This window comes from Rhizobium redzepovicii, from assembly GCF_019793435.1.
GTDB classification, from domain to species: Bacteria; Pseudomonadota; Alphaproteobacteria; order Rhizobiales; family Rhizobiaceae; genus Rhizobium; species Rhizobium redzepovicii.
On record NZ_JAILYH010000003.1, the window covers coordinates 282046 to 300379 of the forward strand.

An 18334-nucleotide genomic window follows, 5' to 3' on the forward strand; every position below is an offset into this window, starting at 1 on the left:
GATGTCTGAGACGCATGGAAAGTTCATCTGGTGCGAGTTGATGACCCCCGACACATCGGCTGCCGCGAAATTCTACAGCTCGGTCGTCGGCTGGACCACCTCCGAGATGAAGGTGGAGGGCATGCCGACCTATACGATCTTCGAGGCGAACGGCATCGGTGTCGCCGGCCTGATGGAATTTCCAGCCGAACTCGAGGGTAAGGGCATTCCGCCGAACTGGACGGGTTATGTCGATGTCGACGACGTCGATCAGTCGGCCAAGGATTTCGTCGCCAATGGCGGATCGGTCCGTCGTCCGCCGGACGATATCCCGGGTATCGGCCGCTTCGCCGTTGTCGCCGATCCGCATGGCGCGGTGCTCTGCATCATGACGCCGGCGCCGATGGACAAAACCTGGCCGGAACTGGCCCCCGATGCGCCTGGCAATATCGGCTGGCACGAACTCTATGCCGGCAACGGCAAAGACGCCGTCGCCTTCTATTCCAAGCTGTTCGGCTGGACCAAGGACAGCGAAATGGACATGGGCCCGATGGGCGTCTACTACCTCTTCGCCCGTAACGGCAAGCAGATCGGTGGCATGATGACCAAGCCGGAAAACATCCCGATGCCGTTCTGGAGCTATTATTTCATCGTGCCGGCGCTTGATGCCGCGATCGAACGCGTCAACTCCGGCGGCGGCAAGGTCGTCCACGGTCCCATGGAAGTCCCCGGCGGCAGCTGGATCATCCAGGCCACCGACCCGCAGGGTGCCTTCTTCTGCCTGGTGGCGCCGAAGCGGTAGGTTTTGGCCCCTTTAGCGTCGTGCCGTGAGCCCCCTCATCTGGCTGCTGCCACCTTCTTCCCACAGGGGAGAAGGTGCCCGTAGGGCGGATGAGGGGCCACCCGTCACACCCTTTGCGGCAGCCGGACTGACAACCGCCCGCCAGTCTTCCCCTCAGAACTTGTAGCTGCTCCCGAAGAGAACCTTGTCCTGCGTGGCGCCGACATCGCCGATGGCGGAGCCGAAGTCCTTGTTGCCGAAATCGGAATGTCGATACTCGCCGCGCACCAGGATATGGTCGGTGACCGCGTGTTCGATGCCGCCGCCGGCCGTCCAGCCGATCAGGATGCCGTCCTTCTTTCCGGCGGTGGGAATGTCGACCTTGCCACCGCCGGCCGCCACACCCGCCGTTGCGAAGAACAGGGTTCGATCCAAGGCGTAACCAACCCGCGCCCGGCCGGATGCATCCCATTCGAGGTTGGCATCGTCGTTTTTCTCGAAGTTGTAGTTGAAGTCGTTCTCGATGCCGTAGACGATATTTCCGGATTGGAAATTATAGCCGGCATGCAGCCCTGCCGTGCCGCCGTCGATATTCTCATCCGAGCCGAGGATCTTCGTCTGGCTCCAGGAATATCCGCCCTGGCCGCCGAGATAGAAGCCCGACCAATCATAGGCCACAGATATCTGCTCGGCGGCGGGAGCAGGTGTCTCGTAAGTGAGGTCGGCGGCAACGGCCGGAACGGCGGCCGAAAGCGCCGGCGCGGCGCAGGCGATAAATCTGATATGCATGAAGATGCCTCGTGTTCATTGGGAGCAAAAAGAGGGCAGTGGCGACACCGCCCGACTCTCAGCAACATGCCCCGCCCCGATGTTGCGGAGTGTCTTTTAACGTTGAGATTTGTTGCGGGCCGATCGCGGCGGAGGGGGCGGCACCGCCCGCCCCATCACCGATCTGATCCCACCGAAGCGAAAAACCTTTCCGGGCTCTCCGCTTCCACCAACTTGTTCTTTTCGATCAGCCAGAACCGGTTTCCCACCGCCCGCACGAAACTGCGGTCGTGCGAGACCAGCAGGCAGCTCGCCTCCTGCGCCATCAACTCGCTCTCCAGCGCTTCCTGTCCCTCGATGTCGAGGTGGTTGGTCGGCTCGTCGAGCAGGTAAAAATTCGGCTCGGTCAGCCTGAGCACCAGCATGCCGAGCCGCGCCTTCTGGCCGCCGGAAAGCTGGCCGATCGGTTTTGCCTGCATGTCGATCGTCAAGCCGGCGCCTGCCAGCAAGGCCCGCGCCCGCTGGTCGCCGACATCGAAGCGGCGGATGATCGTGCCGATCGGCGTATCGCTGTCGGCAAGATCGGCAAGCGCTTGGTCGCCGTAGCCGAGCACGAGCGAGGGCGTCGCCTTGATGCTGTCGCGCGCTGTCTCCGGTCTTTCGATCGCCTGTTTCAGCATCGACACCAGCCGCGACTTGCCGGCGCCGTTGAGGCCGAGCAGCACGATGCGGTCGCCCTGGCAGATGAACTGCCGGCCGGTCTTGAACAGCGGCGTTCCATCGGGCGTCGTCACCACCGCATCCTCCAACGTCACCAGCACCTTGGCATGGGTGCCGCGGTTGGCGAGCCGGATCGCCCCGGCCGAGCGCTCCAGATGCGCCGGTTTTGCCGCGTCCTCCAGCTTCTCCGCCCGTTGCCTGAGCTGCTTCGTCTTGACGACGAGCAGGTCGCTGCCGGAATTGATGCCGATATTGTTGAGCTTCGCCGCCTGCTTGCGCAATTGCTCCGCCACCTTCATGTCGCGCTCGTAGCGCCGGGCTTCGGAAGCGTCGGCCTCGTCGAGCGCGGCGCGCGCCCTGGTATAGGGCAGGGAGAAGACCGGCGATTGCTCCGGCCGCAGGAACAGCGTCCGGTTGGTCGTCGCATCGAGGAAGGCGCGATCGTGGCTGGACAGGATAACCGGCACGTCGCGCGGCAGCGCGTTCAGCCAGCTCTCCACTTGCCCGATCTTTTCGAGGTCAAGATGGTTGGTCGGCTCGTCGAGCAGAAGCACGTCGGGCTCGCTCACCCAGGTGCGGGCAAGCATGGCAAGCCGCTGCCATCCGCCGCTCAATTGCTTCAGCGGCCGGCTCCGCATGGCCTCCGGCACGTCGAGCGATTCCAGCACGACGTCGACCCGCCAGCTCTCGCTTTCGGCCTGATCGGCCGGCAGCGCCTGCAGCACCGCATCGTAAAACACCGTGTCGAAAAGGGCAGGCGGCACATTCTGCGCGACATGCCCGACGGTCAGCCCGCGCGCCTTGGTGATCTCGCCCTCGCTCGGCTCCAGCGCACCGGTGATGCAGGCAAGCAGCGTCGATTTCCCCCGCCCGTTGGCGGCGACGAGGCCGATGCGGTCGGCTGAATTGACGACAAGATTGAGTTTCGAAAATAAAGGATTGCCCAGCGTCACGCCGAGATTGCGGATATTGATGAGGGTCATGATCGTTCTCTGGTCTGACCGGGTGTCGACGCGATCCGGGGCGTTCAGCCATCACGGGATTGCGCCTATCGGGCCCGGGAAAATGACAGGAATGGGCGCGGTATTTCGCACGGCGCCGCATTGGCCACGAGGGCAGACCAGGAAGAGATGTCGAGAAACGGTCTCTGGTCAGCCCTGCAAACGCATTTGCAGGGCGTTGACGGGACCACGCTGGCGATGATGCCGGAAATAATATTGCATAGCGTGATCCTCCTTTCTCGAACGGGTTTCAGGATTGAAATACCATTGCCTGTACTAGGAGGCAAGGGAGGCGCCGTTGCCCGGCGCCCAAGAGAGCCTCATCCTGAGGTGCCCCGCAGGGGCCTCGAAGGGCGAGGCAGGTGCGTTGGTGGTTGATGGATGCAAGGAGCATCCATCAATCAACCCGCCGCACACCGCCAGCCAATTCCAGCCGCCCCTCTATACCGATGCTCTCGAGAAACGTCTCGTCATGGCTGACGACGATGAGCGCCTCGTCATAAGCACGCAGCCCGGCCTCGACCGCTGATATCGAGTCGATGCGCCGTTCAGAACTCATTGGCGGCAAAGGTTGCCTATTTCTCCAACCTTTTGCTGCAGGTCCGCGAGGTCTTTGGCAGCCAGTTCAGTGCCCAATTGTTTGTACGTCGTGATGTCGGCCATCTTCTCGGTGAAACAGGTGCAATAGGTTTGGATTTGCTGCTGGGTAATAGCTTGGTTGAGTGAGGCCTGCTTTCGAACGCAAGCAAACTGGGTGTCGGCTATGAATGATTTTCGAGCTTCGCCACCGATTGCTTCGTCGCGAGAGAACACAAACTCTCCGTAGGCAAGAAGGCCGACGAAAATTGTGACAAAGAGCGCCGCAAACGTGATTGCCCCCCGAATGGCACTTGCGTTCGACTTAGCTTGACCCCTTCTGAAAACGTTTCGTATGGCTGCAATCACCACAAATAATAGTGGTGCGGCGAGAACCTGCCCACCTAAAGCGCTAATCGTTTCCGCACTCCGAGTGTGGGCGTAGTTTGCTAGTTCAAAGCCTCGACCGTTCGCGACCTGAAGCAACAAGATGGCAGCGCTAACGCTAATGCCAATATTGGCGCTTCTCCAGAGGCTCCACTTTTGGGCTGCACGATGCCCGATCGCCTCTTCCATAGTCATGCCCTTCTCCTCCAAGCCGCCGCGGTGGTTATCAATAGGTTGAATGCGTTATATCTTGCAAGTATGGCATCGCTTTCGAACTAGCGACCTCAAGCCTTTTCACGGCGAAACGGGCTAGTGGAGCAATCGAGATTGAGCGAAGACTTAATGGCAGGCCGAAAGGCAAATACACCGGGGCCTTTCTCGAAAGGGTTGCAGGATGGAAATACCGTTGCCGGAAAAATGAGGCAAGGGAGGCGGCGTCAGAGGGATGCAGGAAGCAATGTTGCGGCGTGCTTCGAGGCTACGCCCTCTCGGGCTTCGGTTGAGCCGCGCTCTTATAGGCAGTTAGGGAATGGTAGGTGCCGGTGGTGGAGGGCGCTGCTGCACTCGTGAAATCACCCACCCGCATCGCCCGGCAATTCCAGCCGCCGCCTGATGCCGATATTTTCGAGAAACGTCTCGTCGTGGCTGACGACGATGAGCGCTCCGTCATAGGCGCTGAGACCCGCCTCGACCGCTGATATCGAATCGATGTCGAGATGGTTGGTCGGCTCGTCGAGAATCAGGAGCGGCGGCGGCGCGGAGCCGAGGGTGCAGGCAAGGCCGGCGCGCAGCAATTGCCCGCCGCTCAGCGTCGAGACGGTCTGCAGCGCCGCATCGGCCCGGAACATGAAACGGGCAAGCGCGGCGCGGCAGGTGTTTTCATCGGAAGGCGGATTGATCCGGCGAAAATTATCGCGGATTGAGGCCGACGGATCGAGAAGGCTGACCTTCTGGTCGAGCATTGCAAAGCCGGTCATCATGGCGATTGTGCCGGCCCAGGGTTTCAACGCGCCGGTTACAAGCGCCAGCAGCGTCGTCTTGCCCGCGCCGTTGCGGCCGGTGACGGCAATGCGCTCCGGTCCCGTCACGTCGAAGGAGAGATTTTCGATGACGGCATCGCCCGGCCGATAGCCCACGGTGACGCCCTCCATTTTCAGCACGGCTTTGCCGGCAGAAAGCCCGGTCGCCGGCAGGCGCACCGACAAGGGCTGCAGGATCTCGATTTTTTCGCGCGCGGTCTTTGCTTCGTCCAGTGCCTGGGCGCGCCGGCGTTCGGCCAACCGGGCATTGTCGCCGCCCGTCGTTTCGCTGCGCTCCTTCATGCCGCCGAGCATGATGCGCGGGATGCCGCCCTTGGCCGCCATCTTCCGCCCGGCGCTGTCCCTGTGCGCCTGACGCTCCACCGTCGCCTGTGCCTTCCTGGCGACCTCGGCCATACGCTTTTCGGCATCGGCAAGATCGTGCTCTGCCGCCGCAAGCTCAAGCGCCTTGCGCTGGCGATAATGGCTCCAATTGCCGCCATAACGCGTCCCGCCGAGCGACGTCAGTTCGACGATCGCATCCATGTTTTCGAGCAGTTCCCGGTCATGGCTGACGATGATCGCGCCGGCTCGCCAGCCCGATATCAGCGCGATCACTGCCTCGCGGCCATCGCGGTCGAGATTGTTGGTGGGTTCGTCGAGCAGCAGAAAATCCGGTTCGTTGAAAACAAGCGCGGCAAGCCCGGCCCGGGTGCGCTGCCCGCCGGAAAGTTCGGCCAGCCGTGTCTGCGGCAGTGCGTCGAGCCTCGTCCGGCTGAGTGCTGTTGTGATCCGCGCCGGCAGCATCCAGTCCGCCGATGCAAGCTCGTCCGCCGTCGCCTCGCCGGCTTCGGCGCGCTGGAGAACCGCAAGCGGCCCGGCGACTCCGAAGAGATCGGCAATGGTTTCGTGAGATGCCACCTGCACATTCTGGCGCAGGATGCCGAGGCTGCCGCCGACCGATACTGTTCCCGAATGCGGCTTGGCGTCACCGGAGACGAGCTTCAGCAGCGTCGTCTTGCCGACGCCGTTGCGCCCGACCAGACCGATACGCTCCGCCCCGAAACTTAAGTCGAAATCGGAAAAAAGCGGCCGCCCGTCAGGCGTGGCCCATGAAATTTTGGAGAGAGTGATAGATGCAGGCATGGATATGGATTTCCCCGTTGGCAAGGCGAACTGGCATTGCGATCGGGTTGAAATCCATTGCGGCACACATCCTGTTGAAATGGTCGATGGCGGGTAATTTAGGGGATGACGGCTTGCGGTTCAAGGCGGGGAACGATCTGTGCTAACGTTTCGCGCCCTCAATACCCCGCGCACCAAAGGCAGGGCTGCCGCAATCCGAGTGCTTTGCAGCTAAAGCATATCGCGCAAAAGCGTGCAGCGGTTTTGTGGCAACGACATGCGTAAAAACAAAGAGCTAAAACGCGTAGCATCAATCAAATTTGACGCGACGCGCCTTAGACGATCTGCTTCACATAAATTTCCGGATCAAAGTCAACGCGCCTTGCTTTCCCGTCGGGTGTTTTCAAAACAAGCTCGACTCCGCCTCCGAGAGAATGCATGTACCGCACGACGGACGACAGTAGGACATCGTCGGCGCTTTCGATTTTCGAAACAGTGTTCTGCGTCATGGCGGCACGCGCAGCGACATCCTGCTGCGTTGCCTGCATCGCCTTGCGCACTTCCGCCAAGGCCTTGCCCAGACGGCGCTCCTGACGTTTCATGTCGAGCCGAGTGCGAACATCTTCTGGAAGTTCGGCGCGTAACGTCTTCCACTCAGCGCTCATTTTAACTCTCCTTCAGCCATGCAGCGAACCGGGCGTCAGCCTTGTTGATCAGTTGTTTGTAAAAGAGCATTTCATTTATCCCTTGCTTGTCCCCTCCACAAAGGACAATGGCTCTTTGGGCAGGGTCGAAGGCGAATGCAAAACGCCAGACCTGTCTTCCAAACCTGACTCTGATCTCCTTCATATTTGCATAATCGGAACCGGAAAGCGTATCGACCTCAGGACGACCTAGGAAGGGACCATCGTCTTCGAGGTGGTCCAACACTTCGCCAACCAGTTCCTTCAACCCCATCTCCAGCTGCTTCCATTCGGGGACGAAATCAGGATGGAACTGCACCTTATAGATCATTGGCCGCCCTAAAAAATATATACTAAAAGATATAAAATCAAGGCCAGATTTAGTTACGAGCTTGCGCCCTGCTCAAGAGCCCCGAGCAGGGTCGCGCCGCAGCTCTCGATCCCTCCTTCGTATCCCCAGGGAGGCAAGCCTACCGCTTCAGGCTCCCCAATATCCCGCGCACCAGCGCCCGGCCGACCTGGGTCGCCACTGTGCGGGCGACGCTCTTCATCGCCGCTTCCACCACCGTTTCGCGTTGGTAGCCGGAAGACCGGCCGCCTGATTGGCCGCGGCCCTGCTGGTTGTCGTCATTGCCGCCGCCGAAGCCCGGCAGGTTCCAGCCGGAGGTCGTGCCGCCCTGTTGCTGAGGCGCTTCTTCCTGGGCTCGCTTGGCGGCTTCGGCATCGGCCGCCTTCTTCGCCCGTGCGGCCAGCAGTTCGAAGGCGGATTCGCGGTCGATATCCTCGTCATAGATGCCGAGAACCGGGCTCCTGTCCATGATCTGCCGGCGCTCGTCATCCGTCACCGGGCCGACGCGGCCGGATGGCGGGCGGATCAGCGTGCGCTCGACGATCGAAGGCGCGCCTTTGGCCTCCAGCGTCGAGACCAATGCCTCGCCGGTGCCGAGATTGGTGATGACCGTGGCGCAATCGAAGGCCGGATTCGCACGGAATGTATCGGCCGCCGTCCTCACCGCCTTCTGTTCACGCGGCGAATAGGCGCGAAGCGCATGCTGTGCCCGGTTGCCGAGCTGGGCGAGCACCGTTTCCGGCACGTCGAGCGGGTTCTGAGTCACGAAATAAACACCGACGCCCTTGGAGCGGATCAGCCGCACCACCTGCTCGACGCGTTCGGTCAGCACCTTTGGCGCATCGTTGAAGAGCAGGTGCGCCTCGTCGAAGAAGAAGACGAGCTTCGGCTTGTCGGGGTCGCCCACCTCGGGCAGTTCCTCGAACAGCTCGGAGAGCAGCCAGAGCAGGAAAGTGGCGTAAAGCCGCGGGTTCATCATCAGCTTGTCGGCGGCAAGCACCGAGATCTGGCCGTAGCCGTTATTGCTGGTGCGCATGATGTCGGAAATCTTCAGCGCCGGCTCGCCGAAGAAATGTTCCGCACCCTGCTGTTCGAGAACGAGCAGCGCCCGCTGGATCGAGCCGACCGAGGCTTTGGAGATCAGCCCGTACTGATTGGAAAGCTCGCTGGCGTTCTCGCCCATATAGTTTAAGAGCGAGCTGAAATCCTTGAGGTCGAGCAGCGGCAGCCCGCCCTGGTCGGCGATCTTGAAGGCGATGTTGATGACGCCTTCCTGCGGTTCGGAGGCATCCATCAGTCGGGCAAGCAGCAGCGGTCCCATCTCGGCGATGGTGGTGCGCACCCGGTGGCCCTTCTCGCCGAACAGATCCCAGAAGATCACCGGAAACTGGTCGAATTCGTAATCGGTGAAGCCGATCTGCTCGGCGCGCTTCGTCAGGAAATCCCTGGGCTCGCCCTTGGCGGCGATGCCGGAAAGGTCGCCCTTGATATCGGCCGCAAACACCGGAACGCCGGCGCGGGAGAAACCTTCGGCCAGCACCTGCAGCGTCACCGTCTTGCCGGTGCCGGTAGCACCGGTGACGAGGCCGTGGCGATTGCCGAATTTCAGGTCGAGATATTCCGGCTTGTTGATGCTGTCATCGGGATTGCGGCTCGCGCCGATGAAAATCTTGCCTTCCTCGATCATTCGGAATGCTCCCTTGGGGCTCTGCCGCCATTTATGAGAAGGCTTGCTTCCGCTGCCTTCATCGAACCATCGTTTCCCTGTTATAAGCAGGCAGGCGCATGCGGACAACTGTTTGCATTGAAAGCAAAACTGGACAAAGTGCCGCCCGGGGAGGGCCGGCTTGAGTTGCTGTGGAATTTCGAATAACGTTGACGTTAACGTCAAAAAAACAGGAGGCTGACGATGAATGAAATTGTGACCCAGATCGCCGATCGTGTGGGTATTGCGCCAGATTTGGCCGAAAAGGCGCTCGGCATGATGCTCGGCTTCCTGCAGCGCGAGGCCGCCGATGGCCCGGTTGCCAAGATGATCGAAGCGATCCCCGGTGGCGCCGATCTCGTCGCCCAGTTCAACGGCGCAGGTGCCGGCGGCGGCGGTCTGCTCGGCGGGCTGATGAGCTCGCTCGGCGGCGGCGGCATCATGGGGCTCGGCCAGCAGCTGATGGGCGAAGGCCTCGGCATGGGCGAAATCACCTCGCTTGCCAAGGAAACCATCGCGATCGCCAAGCAATATGCTGGCGAGGAAGTCGTCGACGAGGTCGTCGCTTCCGTCCCGGGTCTCAGCCAGTTCGTCTGAGACGAGAGATCAGGAGCCCCGCATTTTGCGGGGCTCATTGTTCTCGCTTCGGAAGCACCGGAGTGAAGAGCATGCGCTGTCCCTTGAATGGAAGGAGAGCCCATGACCATCTGGCGCCCATCGCAGCAGATCAGGGTGAAGGTGATCGGCCTCGCCTGGCGGAAAGACCAACTGCTCGCCGCCGAAGTGGAGGATGACAGGGGTCGCATCAAGGGCGTTCGCCCGCTAGGCGGCGCCATTGAATTCGGCGAAAGCCGCGAAGAGGCCCTGCAGCGCGAATTCCAGGAGGAACTCGAGACCGATATTCGCATCGTCGGCCCCTGGCATCTGCTTGAAAACATCTACGAACATCACGGCGCGACCGGTCACGAATACATCTTTGCTGCCGATATCGAGCTGGCCGATGCGTCGCTCTATGAGCGTGATGAAATCCACTATTCCGAACTCGACGAGACGGCGGCGACGGCGCGCTGGTTCGGCCGCGACAGGCTGCGCGACGCCGGCATCGATCTCTATCCGACAGGTCTCGACAAACTCCTGGCGCGCTGGCGCGATTGAGCCTGATATCACCCTGCTTTGATGTGGCTTCGGCCGATCGCCAAACTTTGATCGTCTGCGGCCCGCTTCCGGGGGAACAATGAGCTGGCATCGCCTGTTGCTAGAGGAATTCCAGCAAAAGTGTGCAGCGGTTTTGCGTCCGGAATTGCGTGAAACAAAAACGATCGCTGAAACCAGAAGGAATAGCATCATGCGCAGGTTTATTGCAGCAACTTCGATCGCTCTCCTCAGCCTCTCCGCCCCGGTTCTTGCCCAGTCGAACATGGGCATGGATGCCAGCGGCCGGATCGACGGCACGCCGCCACTCGGCACCGCGCCGGGAGTTGAAACGCAAAGCGGGCTGATAATCCCGCTCGACTCGATCGAAACCGGCAGCATCGACAACGAGCCTCTAAGCGGTCCGGTCGACTGGGCGCGCTGCCCGCCGCGCAAGGCACGCGGAGCGCTTGCCACCGAGGGCGGCAAGAGCGGCGCCTCGGTCAGCGCCGCATGCCGTGATAACGGAAACCAGTAACACCAGGGGAGGGCGCTATTTGCCGTTCTTCTTGTCGTGATGCAGGATGACGCCGAGTTCATGCCACTGCCGCCTGTCGCGCTGGATCAGTTCGTCGGCTGAGGCCGGTCCCATGCTGCCCGGAGCGTAAGCGTCAGGCACACTCTGATCCCCAGCCCAGATGTCGAGGAAGGGCTGCACCGCCGCCCAGCCGGCCTCGATGCCGTCGGCGCGCTGGAACAGCGTCTGGTCGCCGATAAAGAGATCGTAGAGCAGCGATTCATAGCCGGTCGTCTTGGCGATATCGAATTTGTCGGCATAGCGGAAATCGAGCGAGACCGGCACGGTATCGACGGAAAGCCCAGGCGATTTGATCGAGATTTCCATGCTCATGCCCTCGTCCGGCTGCACCTGGATCACCAGCCGGTTCGGCGGCAGGCGGCTCTTGACATCCGTCTCGCGAAACTGTGCGAAGGGCACCGGCTGGAAGGTGATGACGATCTCGGTGTCGCGCGCCGTCAGCGCCTTGCCAGTTCTGAGATAGAAGGGCACGCCGGCCCAGCGCCAGGTATCGGCATAGAGCTTCAGCGCCACGAAAGTCTCAGTCCTGCTGTCGGGCGAAACGTCCTTGGTGTCGCGATAGGCGGGAAGCTGAGCCCCATTGAGCGGGCCTGCGCCATAGGCGCCGCGCACGCCGTGCGTCTTGGCCTCATCAGGCGTATAGATGCGCAACGCCTTCAGCACCTTGCTCTTCTCGTTGCGGATTGCCTCGGCATCGAAGCTGTTCGGCGGCTCCATGGCGATCATCGCCAGCAACTGGAAAAGATGGTTCGGCACCATGTCGCGCAGCGCACCTGTCGCATCGTAGAATTTGCCGCGGCTGCCGACATCGACGATCTCGGCGGCGGTGATCTGCACATGGTCGATGTAGCGGCTGTTCCACAAGGACTCGATCATCATGTTGGCGAAACGCGCCGTCATCAGGTTCTGCACCGTCTCCTTGCCGAGGAAATGGTCGAGCCGGTAGACTTGGCTTTCCCCGACCTGGGCGAGAATCTGCGCATTGAGCGCCTGCGCCGAGGCGAGATCGGTGCCGAACGGTTTTTCGATCGCGACACGGCGGAAGACGCCATCGCTTTCATCGGTCAGCCCATGGGCGGCGAGCTTCTCGACGATCGTCCCGAAGAAGGATGGCGGCACCGCGAGATAGAAGGCGGCATTGGCATTCGGCCCCAGCCGCTTGCCGATCTCGATGAAAATATCGTCCTTGGTGAAATCGCCTGACGTATAGGAAATACGCCGGCGCAGGCTTTCCCAGGCTTCGTCCTTTTGCGTCTGCTCCTCGCCGCTCAGATGGCTGAGGAAGTCGTCGAGCCGCCCGCGCAGGAATTCATCGTCACCCGGCTCGATGCCGATGCCGAGAATGTGGAGATCCTCGCCGACGAGGCGGCCGCGCGTCAGATTGATGATCGCCGGTACCAGCAGCCGGCGCGTCAGGTCTCCCGTGGCGCCGAAGATGACGAGGGTGACCGGCGGGGTAGGGGTAGCGTCCATGATGTCATCTCCGAGTTTTTCCGGCCGACTATAATGCGCGCCGGTTTGGCCGCAACATATGAGGGCGGGGGATAACACGCATTTGACATTATCTGGGGCGTGCTGGGGACGCAGCTCCTCAGTCCGGCTGCCCAAGACCCCTTCCCAACCCCTCCCCACAAGGGGGAGGGACTAAGCTGTGGTATCGGGCAGTGACCAAAAGGAGGGGGCTTGCAGGCTGTTACCGTTCGACGGATGGTTACGATTGAGGATTAAGTGAACCCATGCGGCATCTTAGCCCCTCCCCCTCGTGGGGAGGGGTTGGGGAGGGATTTGGCTTCGTCCTAACTGGAAAGCACTGATCAGCAGCCGACTACCCCTTCACCGCCACCATAAAAATCCGCGGAAACCGCAGCAGCACCCGCCCATCCGACATCTTCGGATAAGCCCTTGCCACCCGGCCGAGATAATCCGCCAGAAAGGCCTCGCGATACTGCTCGCCGGCCTGGGCGAGATAGGGCATCAGCCCGGTTCCCTTCACCCATTCGACGATATCTGCCGCATCCGCCATTGGGTGATTGTAGATGGTGTGCCAGATATCGACGCGGGAGGCCTTGGCGATCAGCCTGGAGTAATAGGCTGATGGCGCCGGCAGCCCCTTGCGTCGCACGCTCTTTCCCTCGAAGGCGGCCTTCCAGGGCCCCGCATGCGCGCTCTCCTCCATCAACAGGTGGGTGGGTTCGCCGAGATTGTCGGGCATCTGCACCGCCAGCACGCCGCCGGGGGAAAGCCCGTCCATCAGCCGGTCGAAAATATCGAGATGATCGGGCAGCCATTGGAAGACGGCATTGGCAAACAGTAGGTCGGCGGTTTCAGTCGGCTGCCAGCTGCCGAGATCGGCTTCGACGAAGGCGGTGCCGGGAAGCCGCTTGCGGGCGGCCTCCAGCATGTTGAGATCGCTGTCGAGGCCTGAAACGCCTTCCGCCCCATAACGCTCGATGATGAGCTCGGTCGAATTGCCCGGCCCGCAACCGAGGTCGACGGCGCGGCGGATGCTCTGGAGCGGCACCTGCGCCAGAAGGTCGCGCGCCGGTCGCGTGCGTTCGTCCTCGAATTTCACATATTGGCTGGCAGACCATGCCATCGCGTTTACTCCTGATATCAGGCCACACTTTCCATGCGGCGGATGCGGATTTTGTCGATGCTGCGGCCGTCGGACCCGATGATCTCAAGCGAAGCAGGCCCCGCCGAGCTTCACTCCGCAGACACAAGTATCTTGTCGACGCGCCTGCCGTCGAGATCGATGACTTCGAAGCGCCATCCACCTCTGGTGAAGCTCTCACCCAACTCGGGCAGATGTTTCAGCTCTTCCAGCACCAGGCCGGCCACAGTCTGATATTCGAGATCGTCATCGAGCTTGAGATTCAGGAACTCGGCGAATTCGTCGATCGGCGTCCAACCGGACACCAGGTAGGAACCGTCGTCGCGGCGAGCGATGGCTTGCTCGTCCACAGGTCCCTCCTGCAGAGCCCCCATGATCGCTTCCAGAATGTCGCCTGACGAAACAATCCCCTCGAAATGGCCGTACTCGTCAAAAACCAGCACCATGTGGACTGGCGATTTCCGGATCGCTTCGATCACATGGATGGCGGTTGAAAGGTCGGAAACCACCGGCACGTCCTGCGTCAAGGCCTTGATATCGGCACTGCCGTATTGCGACACCGAGTCGTAAAAATCCTTGACCGGAAGGATGCCGATCACCTCGTCCGAACTGCCCTTCCGAACCGGCAGCCGGGACCGTTTCGTCCGATGCAGCTGAGCTCGAATTTCATCAAGGCTGTCGTCGATATCGATAATTTCGACGTCGCGCCGGGGCGTCATCAGCGCTCGGGCGGTGCGGTCCGCCAGCCGCATGACGCCGGATATCATCGCCGACTCTTCGCTTTCGATCACGCCGGCCGACTGCGCCTCGGCCAAAACGGTTTTGATCTCCTCGTCGGAGACGTTGTCGCCGCCTTTTCCTGTTTGGCCCAGGAGCTTCAGTACAAGATTTCCGGAGGCGTTCAGCAGCCACACGAGCGGCAGCGCGATCTTTGAAAGCAACGCCATGGCGGGCGCCATTCTCGCCGCAACGGCTTCGGGCTCCCGCAATGCGATCTGCTTTGGAACAAGTTCGCCGACGATCAAGGAGAGATAGGTGATGGCGACGACGACTGAACCGACGCCGATTGCGTCGGAGGCCGTTGACGACATCCCCTGCGCCTGCAGCCATCCTGCTAAGCGGCCCCCGAGCGTCGCCCCTGAGAAGGCGCCCGAGAGAACACCGACCAGCGTGATGCCGATCTGAACCGTGGAAAGAAATCGGCCGGGGTTTTCGGCAAGTTTGATGGCTTGCGCCGCACCCTTGCTGCCATTGTCGGAGAGAACCTTGAGGCGGGCCGTTCGAGAAGAAACAACGGCCAACTCCGACATGGCGAGTACACCATTGAGGATGGTGAGAAACGCCACAATTCCAATTTCCAGAAACACAGGGAGCCTATTCGTTGAGGTTTTATGCCGCATCCCTAGCGATGCGGCGAGGCGTTCGAAGAGACGCTATATCAGCATCGCCCTTCGTCTTTCCATTGTCGTGTTAACATCGAGGCGGCCCGTCATTCGCAATCATCCGGAAGATACCAGCGCTCTGCGGGATCAACCGAGGCGAGGCGGAGGCCATCGCGTCTACAGCGGTCGCCACCTTCCTCGGTCGGGAAATCCCGGCTGGAACGGGCGGAGCTTGTACTGGATGGGTCGCTGTCGGGCATGTCGCAATTTTGGCGGTGAAATGCTATCGGCGCAAGAGGCGCCGGGCAAAATCATCTCACCGCAGCGATGTGACAGTTTCGAAAAGGACGGCGGAGCCGTGTTCCCGGCTGGGCTTTCCGGAGAATTTTTCGCATTTCTGCATGATGCCAAAACAGCTCGAACGTTCCAACATCATGCGTTCGCGCCGTCAAGCCGCCAGAATCGTAATCCCGTAAGCATTGGCGGCTGCCGTCATGCGGGCGATGGTCTCTGCCGAAGGGCTGGCCTTCGGAGGCTCTGTTACGCCTTCCGCTTCGATGAATTCGGCCATGTCACGATCGACGACGGCGGAAAAGATTGCCGGGGCGGTTCCGCGATTGGAATAGCCGTGCACCATGAAGGGGGGAATGGCGACGATGTCGCCGGCGCCGGCCTCGATTTCTTCGGGGCCGTTGTCCGTCAGCCGCCAGATCGTCAGGCATCCCTCAAGGACGCGGAACACCTCTGGGCTCGCATGCGCATGTCTCGGCGTCCGGCTGCCTGATGGTACGGTGACGTCGAAGAGATTGAGCCAGTTTCCGCGGATGCGAAGCCGCCGCTCGATCCGCTCGCCGAGGACGAAGTAGCGCTTCGCCTCATCCCCGGTCTCTTCAGCGGCGTGCACGTTCACAAATGAGTTGGACATCATGTCTCTTTCTTTTTCTTGCGGGCTTTTGTTGCTGGCCCTTTCTTGCGGGCGCAGCCGTTAGCCCTTTGCGCCGGCTTTGGCAACCATCACAATATATGCGCCAGGAAACCGACGGCCCCGATATCGGTGCGGCGGGGCGTTTTCGCAAGACCTGCCGGGCTGCGGCAAATGGGCCGGATCGGTGCGGGTTTCTATCCCGATCGCCACTGGAACCTCGGCGACGGCTCGATCCACTGGCACGCCGTCTTCGCTACCCTTGCCAAGCTCGAAGGCAATCCGCGCCTGATCATCGAGATCAAGGATAAGTCGAAGATCCGGGCTTCGGCTGCCTATCTCGCTTCGATTGGGGTGGCCGAATAGGGGCAGTTGGCCATCCGCCTGCCTCATGAAAACCGCGTGATCACGCTGATCCCCGTCGCCTCCGCCTTGTCGAGCGCCATCAGCGCCGGCACGGCTTCCTCGAGGCTGATGCGGCGGCCGATCAGCTTCTGCGGGGCGATCTTGCCGGCCGCCAGCATCGACAGCATGGCGTCGTAGCGCCAGGCCTGCATGCCGTGGCTGCCGTAGATCTCTAGTTCGTGGCCGATCACCTGCGCCATCGGGATTTGCGGCGTGGCATATTCGCCAAGCATCAGCCCCACCTGCACATGCCGCCCGCGCCGGCGCAGATTCTTGATCGAATTGAAGCAGGTGGCGGGATGGCCGAGCGCGTCGATCGAGACATGCGCGCCGCCCTTGGTGATCTCGCGCACCGCCTCCGCCACGTCGGCGACGCCGGAGGCGTTGACGGTCGCTACCGCTCCGCATTCTCTGGCGAAGGCAAGCTTCTCCTCGGATATGTCGATGCCGATCGCATTGGCGCCGAGTGCCGTGGCGATCATGATCGCCGACAGGCCGACGCCGCCGCAGCCATGCACGGCGATCCATTCGCCGGGGCGGGTGCGCGCCTGGTCGGCGACGGCGCGGAACGAGGTGGCGAAGCGGCAGCCGAGGCTTGCCGCCGTCGCATCGTCGATCGTATCGGGCAGATGCACCAGATTGGTGTCGGCATAATCGATCGCCACATATTCGGCGAAAGATCCCCAATGGGTGAAGCCCGGCTGGAACTGGTTCGGGCAGACCTGCTGGTTGCCGGAATGGCACTCGGCGCAATGGCCGCAGCCGGAAACGAAGGGCACGGTCACCCGGTCGCCGACCTTGAAACGCATCACGCCGCGGCCGGTGGCGACCACCCGCCCGGCAAGCTCGTGTCCCGGCACATGCGGCAGGCGGATATCGGGGTCGTGTCCCATCCAGCCGTGCCAGTCGCTGCGGCAGAGCCCGCTGGCGCCAACCGATATGACGACGCCGTCTTCGGAAGGCGTGGGATCGGGCAGGGTGCGGATCTCGGGCGCCTCTTCGAAGGCTTCATAATACATGGCTTTCATCGGCGTCTTCCCTTGCGGCTATCTCGCGATTTCTCCCCATGATCGCATGCAGCAGGCCGCCATTCCAACATCCAGTTCCATCATTTTTGCTGATGCACCCATCGCTTCGCCGCGGGCACCGCGCACGAATATTGCGGCCCGGCGCCATCCTCCGGCATTTTCTTGCTTCCGCATTTGCCGCCCGGATTTGTCCTTGACCCGGTTCACCGCAGGGGTTTTTGCTGTCCCGACTTCAGAGGGGAGGGCAATATGGCCGTCGATACATCACCGCGTTCAACCACCTGGACTCATGTCGACGGGGAGTGGCTTTCCGGCAATCCGCCGCTGATCGGGCCGACCTCGCATGCCATGTGGCTCGGCTCCACGGTTTTCGACGGTGCCCGCTGGTTCGACGGCATCGCGCCGGATCTTGACCTGCATTGCCAGCGCATCAACCGCTCCGCGCTCGCCATGGGGCTGAAGCCAGTGAAATCGGCTGATGAAATCGCCGCACTCGCCTGGGAGGGCGTCGGGAAATTCGACGGCGCCACGCCGATCTACATCAAGCCGATGTATTGGGGCGAACATGGTTCGCCCGGCAGCATCGTCTCCGTCGATGCGGAATCGACCCGCTTCGCGCTCTGCCTGTTCGAGGCGCCGATGGGCGGCCATGGCGGCACCAGCCTCACCGTCTCGCCCTACCGGCGCCCATCGCCGGAGACGGCGATGACCGAGGCGAAGACCGGCTCGCTTTATCCGAACAGCGGCCGCATGATCGCCGAAGCCCGCAGCCGCGGCTTCGACAATGCGCTGGTGCGCGATCTCAACGGCAATGTCGTCGAGACCGCTTCTTCGAACGTCTTCCTGGTGCGCGACGGCGTGGTGATGACGCCGGCCGCCAACCGCACCTTCCTTGCCGGCATCACCCGCGCCCGCGTCATGGACCTCTTGCGCAAGGCCGGCTTCGACGTCTTGGAAACAACGCTGTCCGTCGAGGATTTCCTCGCCGCCGACGAAATCTTCACCACCGGCAACTACTCCAAAGTCGTCGGCGTCATCCGCCTCGACGACCGCAACCTCCAGGAAGGCCCGGTCACCCGCAAGGCGCTCGACCTCTACATGGACTGGGCCCATGGAAGAAGCGAGAGCGAGGAGTGAGCAGCGGTTCGGCGCAGCCGAAGC

At 61.6% G+C, this 18334-nt stretch carries 18 protein-coding genes and 1 pseudogene; 6 read left to right on the top strand and 13 right to left on the bottom strand.

Annotated features, from left to right (window positions below):
* Position 1: 1 nt before the first annotated feature.
* A complete protein-coding gene (locus K6N12_RS06150; protein ID WP_097627572.1) occupies positions 2 to 781 on the top strand; it encodes a VOC family protein in 780 nt (259 codons plus the stop codon).
* 153 nt (positions 782 to 934) lie between these two features.
* On the opposite strand, the gene K6N12_RS06155 is transcribed toward K6N12_RS06150, so the two are convergent.
* The 8 genes from K6N12_RS06155 to K6N12_RS06190 form a co-directional block, all read right to left on the bottom strand.
* Positions 935 to 1549 (bottom strand): outer membrane protein, encoded by a 615-nt coding sequence (locus K6N12_RS06155; RefSeq protein WP_097627574.1) that lies wholly within the window; start codon positions 1547 to 1549, stop codon positions 935 to 937.
* A 155-nt stretch (positions 1550 to 1704) separates the two neighbouring features.
* Positions 1705 to 3231, bottom strand: a complete 1527-nt coding sequence (locus tag K6N12_RS06160) for an ABC-F family ATP-binding cassette domain-containing protein (protein ID WP_097627576.1) — start codon at positions 3229 to 3231, stop codon at positions 1705 to 1707.
* A gap of 415 nt (positions 3232 to 3646) precedes the next feature.
* On the bottom strand, positions 3647 to 3808 hold the full coding sequence (locus K6N12_RS06165; protein WP_165503949.1) for a P-loop NTPase family protein: 162 nt from the start codon (positions 3806 to 3808) through the stop codon (positions 3647 to 3649).
* Complete coding sequence (locus K6N12_RS06170) at positions 3805 to 4407, bottom strand: hypothetical protein (protein WP_097627580.1); 603 nt, start codon at positions 4405 to 4407, stop codon at positions 3805 to 3807. Before K6N12_RS06170 ends, K6N12_RS06165 begins: the two co-directional genes overlap by 4 nt.
* Positions 4408 to 4784: 377 nt before the next feature.
* Positions 4785 to 6377 (bottom strand): ABC-F family ATP-binding cassette domain-containing protein, encoded by a 1593-nt coding sequence (locus tag K6N12_RS06175; protein WP_131711494.1) that lies wholly within the window; start codon positions 6375 to 6377, stop codon positions 4785 to 4787.
* 314 nt (positions 6378 to 6691) lie between these two features.
* Positions 6692 to 7021, bottom strand: coding sequence for a helix-turn-helix domain-containing protein (locus K6N12_RS06180; RefSeq protein ID WP_097627584.1), 330 nt, complete (start codon positions 7019 to 7021; stop codon positions 6692 to 6694).
* A gap of 1 nt (position 7022) precedes the next feature.
* Positions 7023 to 7370 (bottom strand): type II toxin-antitoxin system RelE/ParE family toxin, encoded by a 348-nt coding sequence (locus K6N12_RS06185; protein ID WP_097627586.1) that lies wholly within the window; start codon positions 7368 to 7370, stop codon positions 7023 to 7025.
* 139 nt (positions 7371 to 7509) lie between these two features.
* Positions 7510 to 9075, bottom strand: a complete 1566-nt coding sequence (locus K6N12_RS06190; RefSeq protein WP_097627588.1) for a helicase HerA-like C-terminal domain-containing protein — start codon at positions 9073 to 9075, stop codon at positions 7510 to 7512.
* 222 nt (positions 9076 to 9297) lie between these two features.
* Here K6N12_RS06190 and K6N12_RS06195 point away from each other — a divergent pair, with 222 nt between their 5' ends.
* From K6N12_RS06195 to K6N12_RS06205, 3 genes are all read left to right on the top strand, one after another.
* Positions 9298 to 9690, top strand: coding sequence for a hypothetical protein (locus K6N12_RS06195; protein ID WP_003546502.1), 393 nt, complete (start codon positions 9298 to 9300; stop codon positions 9688 to 9690).
* Between the two features lie 102 nt (positions 9691 to 9792).
* A complete protein-coding gene (locus K6N12_RS06200) occupies positions 9793 to 10248 on the top strand; it encodes an NUDIX hydrolase (protein ID WP_131711495.1) in 456 nt (151 codons plus the stop codon).
* 190 nt (positions 10249 to 10438) lie between these two features.
* Entirely contained in the window at positions 10439 to 10762 is a 324-nt protein-coding gene (locus K6N12_RS06205; protein ID WP_018241198.1) for a hypothetical protein, read from the top strand.
* A 15-nt stretch (positions 10763 to 10777) separates the two neighbouring features.
* On the opposite strand, the gene zwf is transcribed toward K6N12_RS06205, so the two are convergent.
* The 4 genes from zwf to K6N12_RS06225 form a co-directional block, all read right to left on the bottom strand.
* Positions 10778 to 12295 carry a glucose-6-phosphate dehydrogenase gene (zwf, locus tag K6N12_RS06210; protein WP_097627592.1) on the bottom strand — a complete coding sequence of 506 codons (1518 nt, stop codon included), beginning with the start codon at positions 12293 to 12295 and terminating at the stop codon, positions 10778 to 10780.
* A gap of 352 nt (positions 12296 to 12647) precedes the next feature.
* Positions 12648 to 13418: a trans-aconitate 2-methyltransferase gene (tam, locus tag K6N12_RS06215; RefSeq protein ID WP_097627594.1), complete on the bottom strand. Its 771-nt coding sequence runs from the start codon at positions 13416 to 13418 to the stop codon at positions 12648 to 12650.
* Between the two features lie 110 nt (positions 13419 to 13528).
* Positions 13529 to 14803 (bottom strand): hemolysin family protein, encoded by a 1275-nt coding sequence (locus K6N12_RS06220; protein ID WP_097627596.1) that lies wholly within the window; start codon positions 14801 to 14803, stop codon positions 13529 to 13531.
* A gap of 463 nt (positions 14804 to 15266) precedes the next feature.
* On the bottom strand, positions 15267 to 15746 hold the full coding sequence (locus K6N12_RS06225; RefSeq protein ID WP_097627598.1) for a cupin domain-containing protein: 480 nt from the start codon (positions 15744 to 15746) through the stop codon (positions 15267 to 15269).
* Positions 15747 to 15938: 192 nt separating this feature from the next.
* Here K6N12_RS06225 and K6N12_RS06230 point away from each other — a divergent pair.
* Positions 15939 to 16106 (top strand): annotated as a pseudogene (locus tag K6N12_RS06230) (sugar phosphate isomerase/epimerase family protein); the annotation flags it as partial.
* A 23-nt stretch (positions 16107 to 16129) separates the two neighbouring features.
* Here K6N12_RS06230 and K6N12_RS06235 read toward each other — a convergent pair.
* Positions 16130 to 17173, bottom strand: coding sequence for a zinc-dependent alcohol dehydrogenase family protein (locus tag K6N12_RS06235; RefSeq protein ID WP_097627600.1), 1044 nt, complete (start codon positions 17171 to 17173; stop codon positions 16130 to 16132).
* 249 nt (positions 17174 to 17422) lie between these two features.
* Between K6N12_RS06235 and K6N12_RS06240 the strand changes: the two genes are divergently transcribed.
* Positions 17423 to 18310, top strand: a complete 888-nt coding sequence (locus K6N12_RS06240; protein ID WP_097627602.1) for a branched-chain amino acid aminotransferase — start codon at positions 17423 to 17425, stop codon at positions 18308 to 18310.
* Positions 18311 to 18334 lie beyond the last annotated feature (24 nt).

Coding starts and splice junctions, on each gene's coding strand:
- K6N12_RS06150 (WP_097627572.1), top strand. CDS start 2: ATGTCTGAGACGCATGGAAAGTTCATCTGGTGCGAGTTGATGACCCCC.
- K6N12_RS06155 (WP_097627574.1), bottom strand. CDS start 1,549: ATGCATATCAGATTTATCGCCTGCGCCGCGCCGGCGCTTTCGGCCGCC.
- K6N12_RS06160 (WP_097627576.1), bottom strand. CDS start 3,231: ATGACCCTCATCAATATCCGCAATCTCGGCGTGACGCTGGGCAATCCT.
- K6N12_RS06165 (WP_165503949.1), bottom strand. CDS start 3,808: ATGAGTTCTGAACGGCGCATCGACTCGATATCAGCGGTCGAGGCCGGG.
- K6N12_RS06170 (WP_097627580.1), bottom strand. CDS start 4,407: ATGACTATGGAAGAGGCGATCGGGCATCGTGCAGCCCAAAAGTGGAGC.
- K6N12_RS06175 (WP_131711494.1), bottom strand. CDS start 6,377: ATGCCTGCATCTATCACTCTCTCCAAAATTTCATGGGCCACGCCTGAC.
- K6N12_RS06180 (WP_097627584.1), bottom strand. CDS start 7,021: ATGAGCGCTGAGTGGAAGACGTTACGCGCCGAACTTCCAGAAGATGTT.
- K6N12_RS06185 (WP_097627586.1), bottom strand. CDS start 7,370: ATGATCTATAAGGTGCAGTTCCATCCTGATTTCGTCCCCGAATGGAAG.
- K6N12_RS06190 (WP_097627588.1), bottom strand. CDS start 9,075: ATGATCGAGGAAGGCAAGATTTTCATCGGCGCGAGCCGCAATCCCGAT.
- K6N12_RS06195 (WP_003546502.1), top strand. CDS start 9,298: ATGAATGAAATTGTGACCCAGATCGCCGATCGTGTGGGTATTGCGCCA.
- K6N12_RS06200 (WP_131711495.1), top strand. CDS start 9,793: ATGACCATCTGGCGCCCATCGCAGCAGATCAGGGTGAAGGTGATCGGC.
- K6N12_RS06205 (WP_018241198.1), top strand. CDS start 10,439: ATGCGCAGGTTTATTGCAGCAACTTCGATCGCTCTCCTCAGCCTCTCC.
- zwf (WP_097627592.1), bottom strand. CDS start 12,295: ATGGACGCTACCCCTACCCCGCCGGTCACCCTCGTCATCTTCGGCGCC.
- tam (WP_097627594.1), bottom strand. CDS start 13,418: ATGGCATGGTCTGCCAGCCAATATGTGAAATTCGAGGACGAACGCACG.
- K6N12_RS06225 (WP_097627598.1), bottom strand. CDS start 15,746: ATGATGTCCAACTCATTTGTGAACGTGCACGCCGCTGAAGAGACCGGG.
- K6N12_RS06235 (WP_097627600.1), bottom strand. CDS start 17,173: ATGAAAGCCATGTATTATGAAGCCTTCGAAGAGGCGCCCGAGATCCGC.
- K6N12_RS06240 (WP_097627602.1), top strand. CDS start 17,423: ATGGCCGTCGATACATCACCGCGTTCAACCACCTGGACTCATGTCGAC.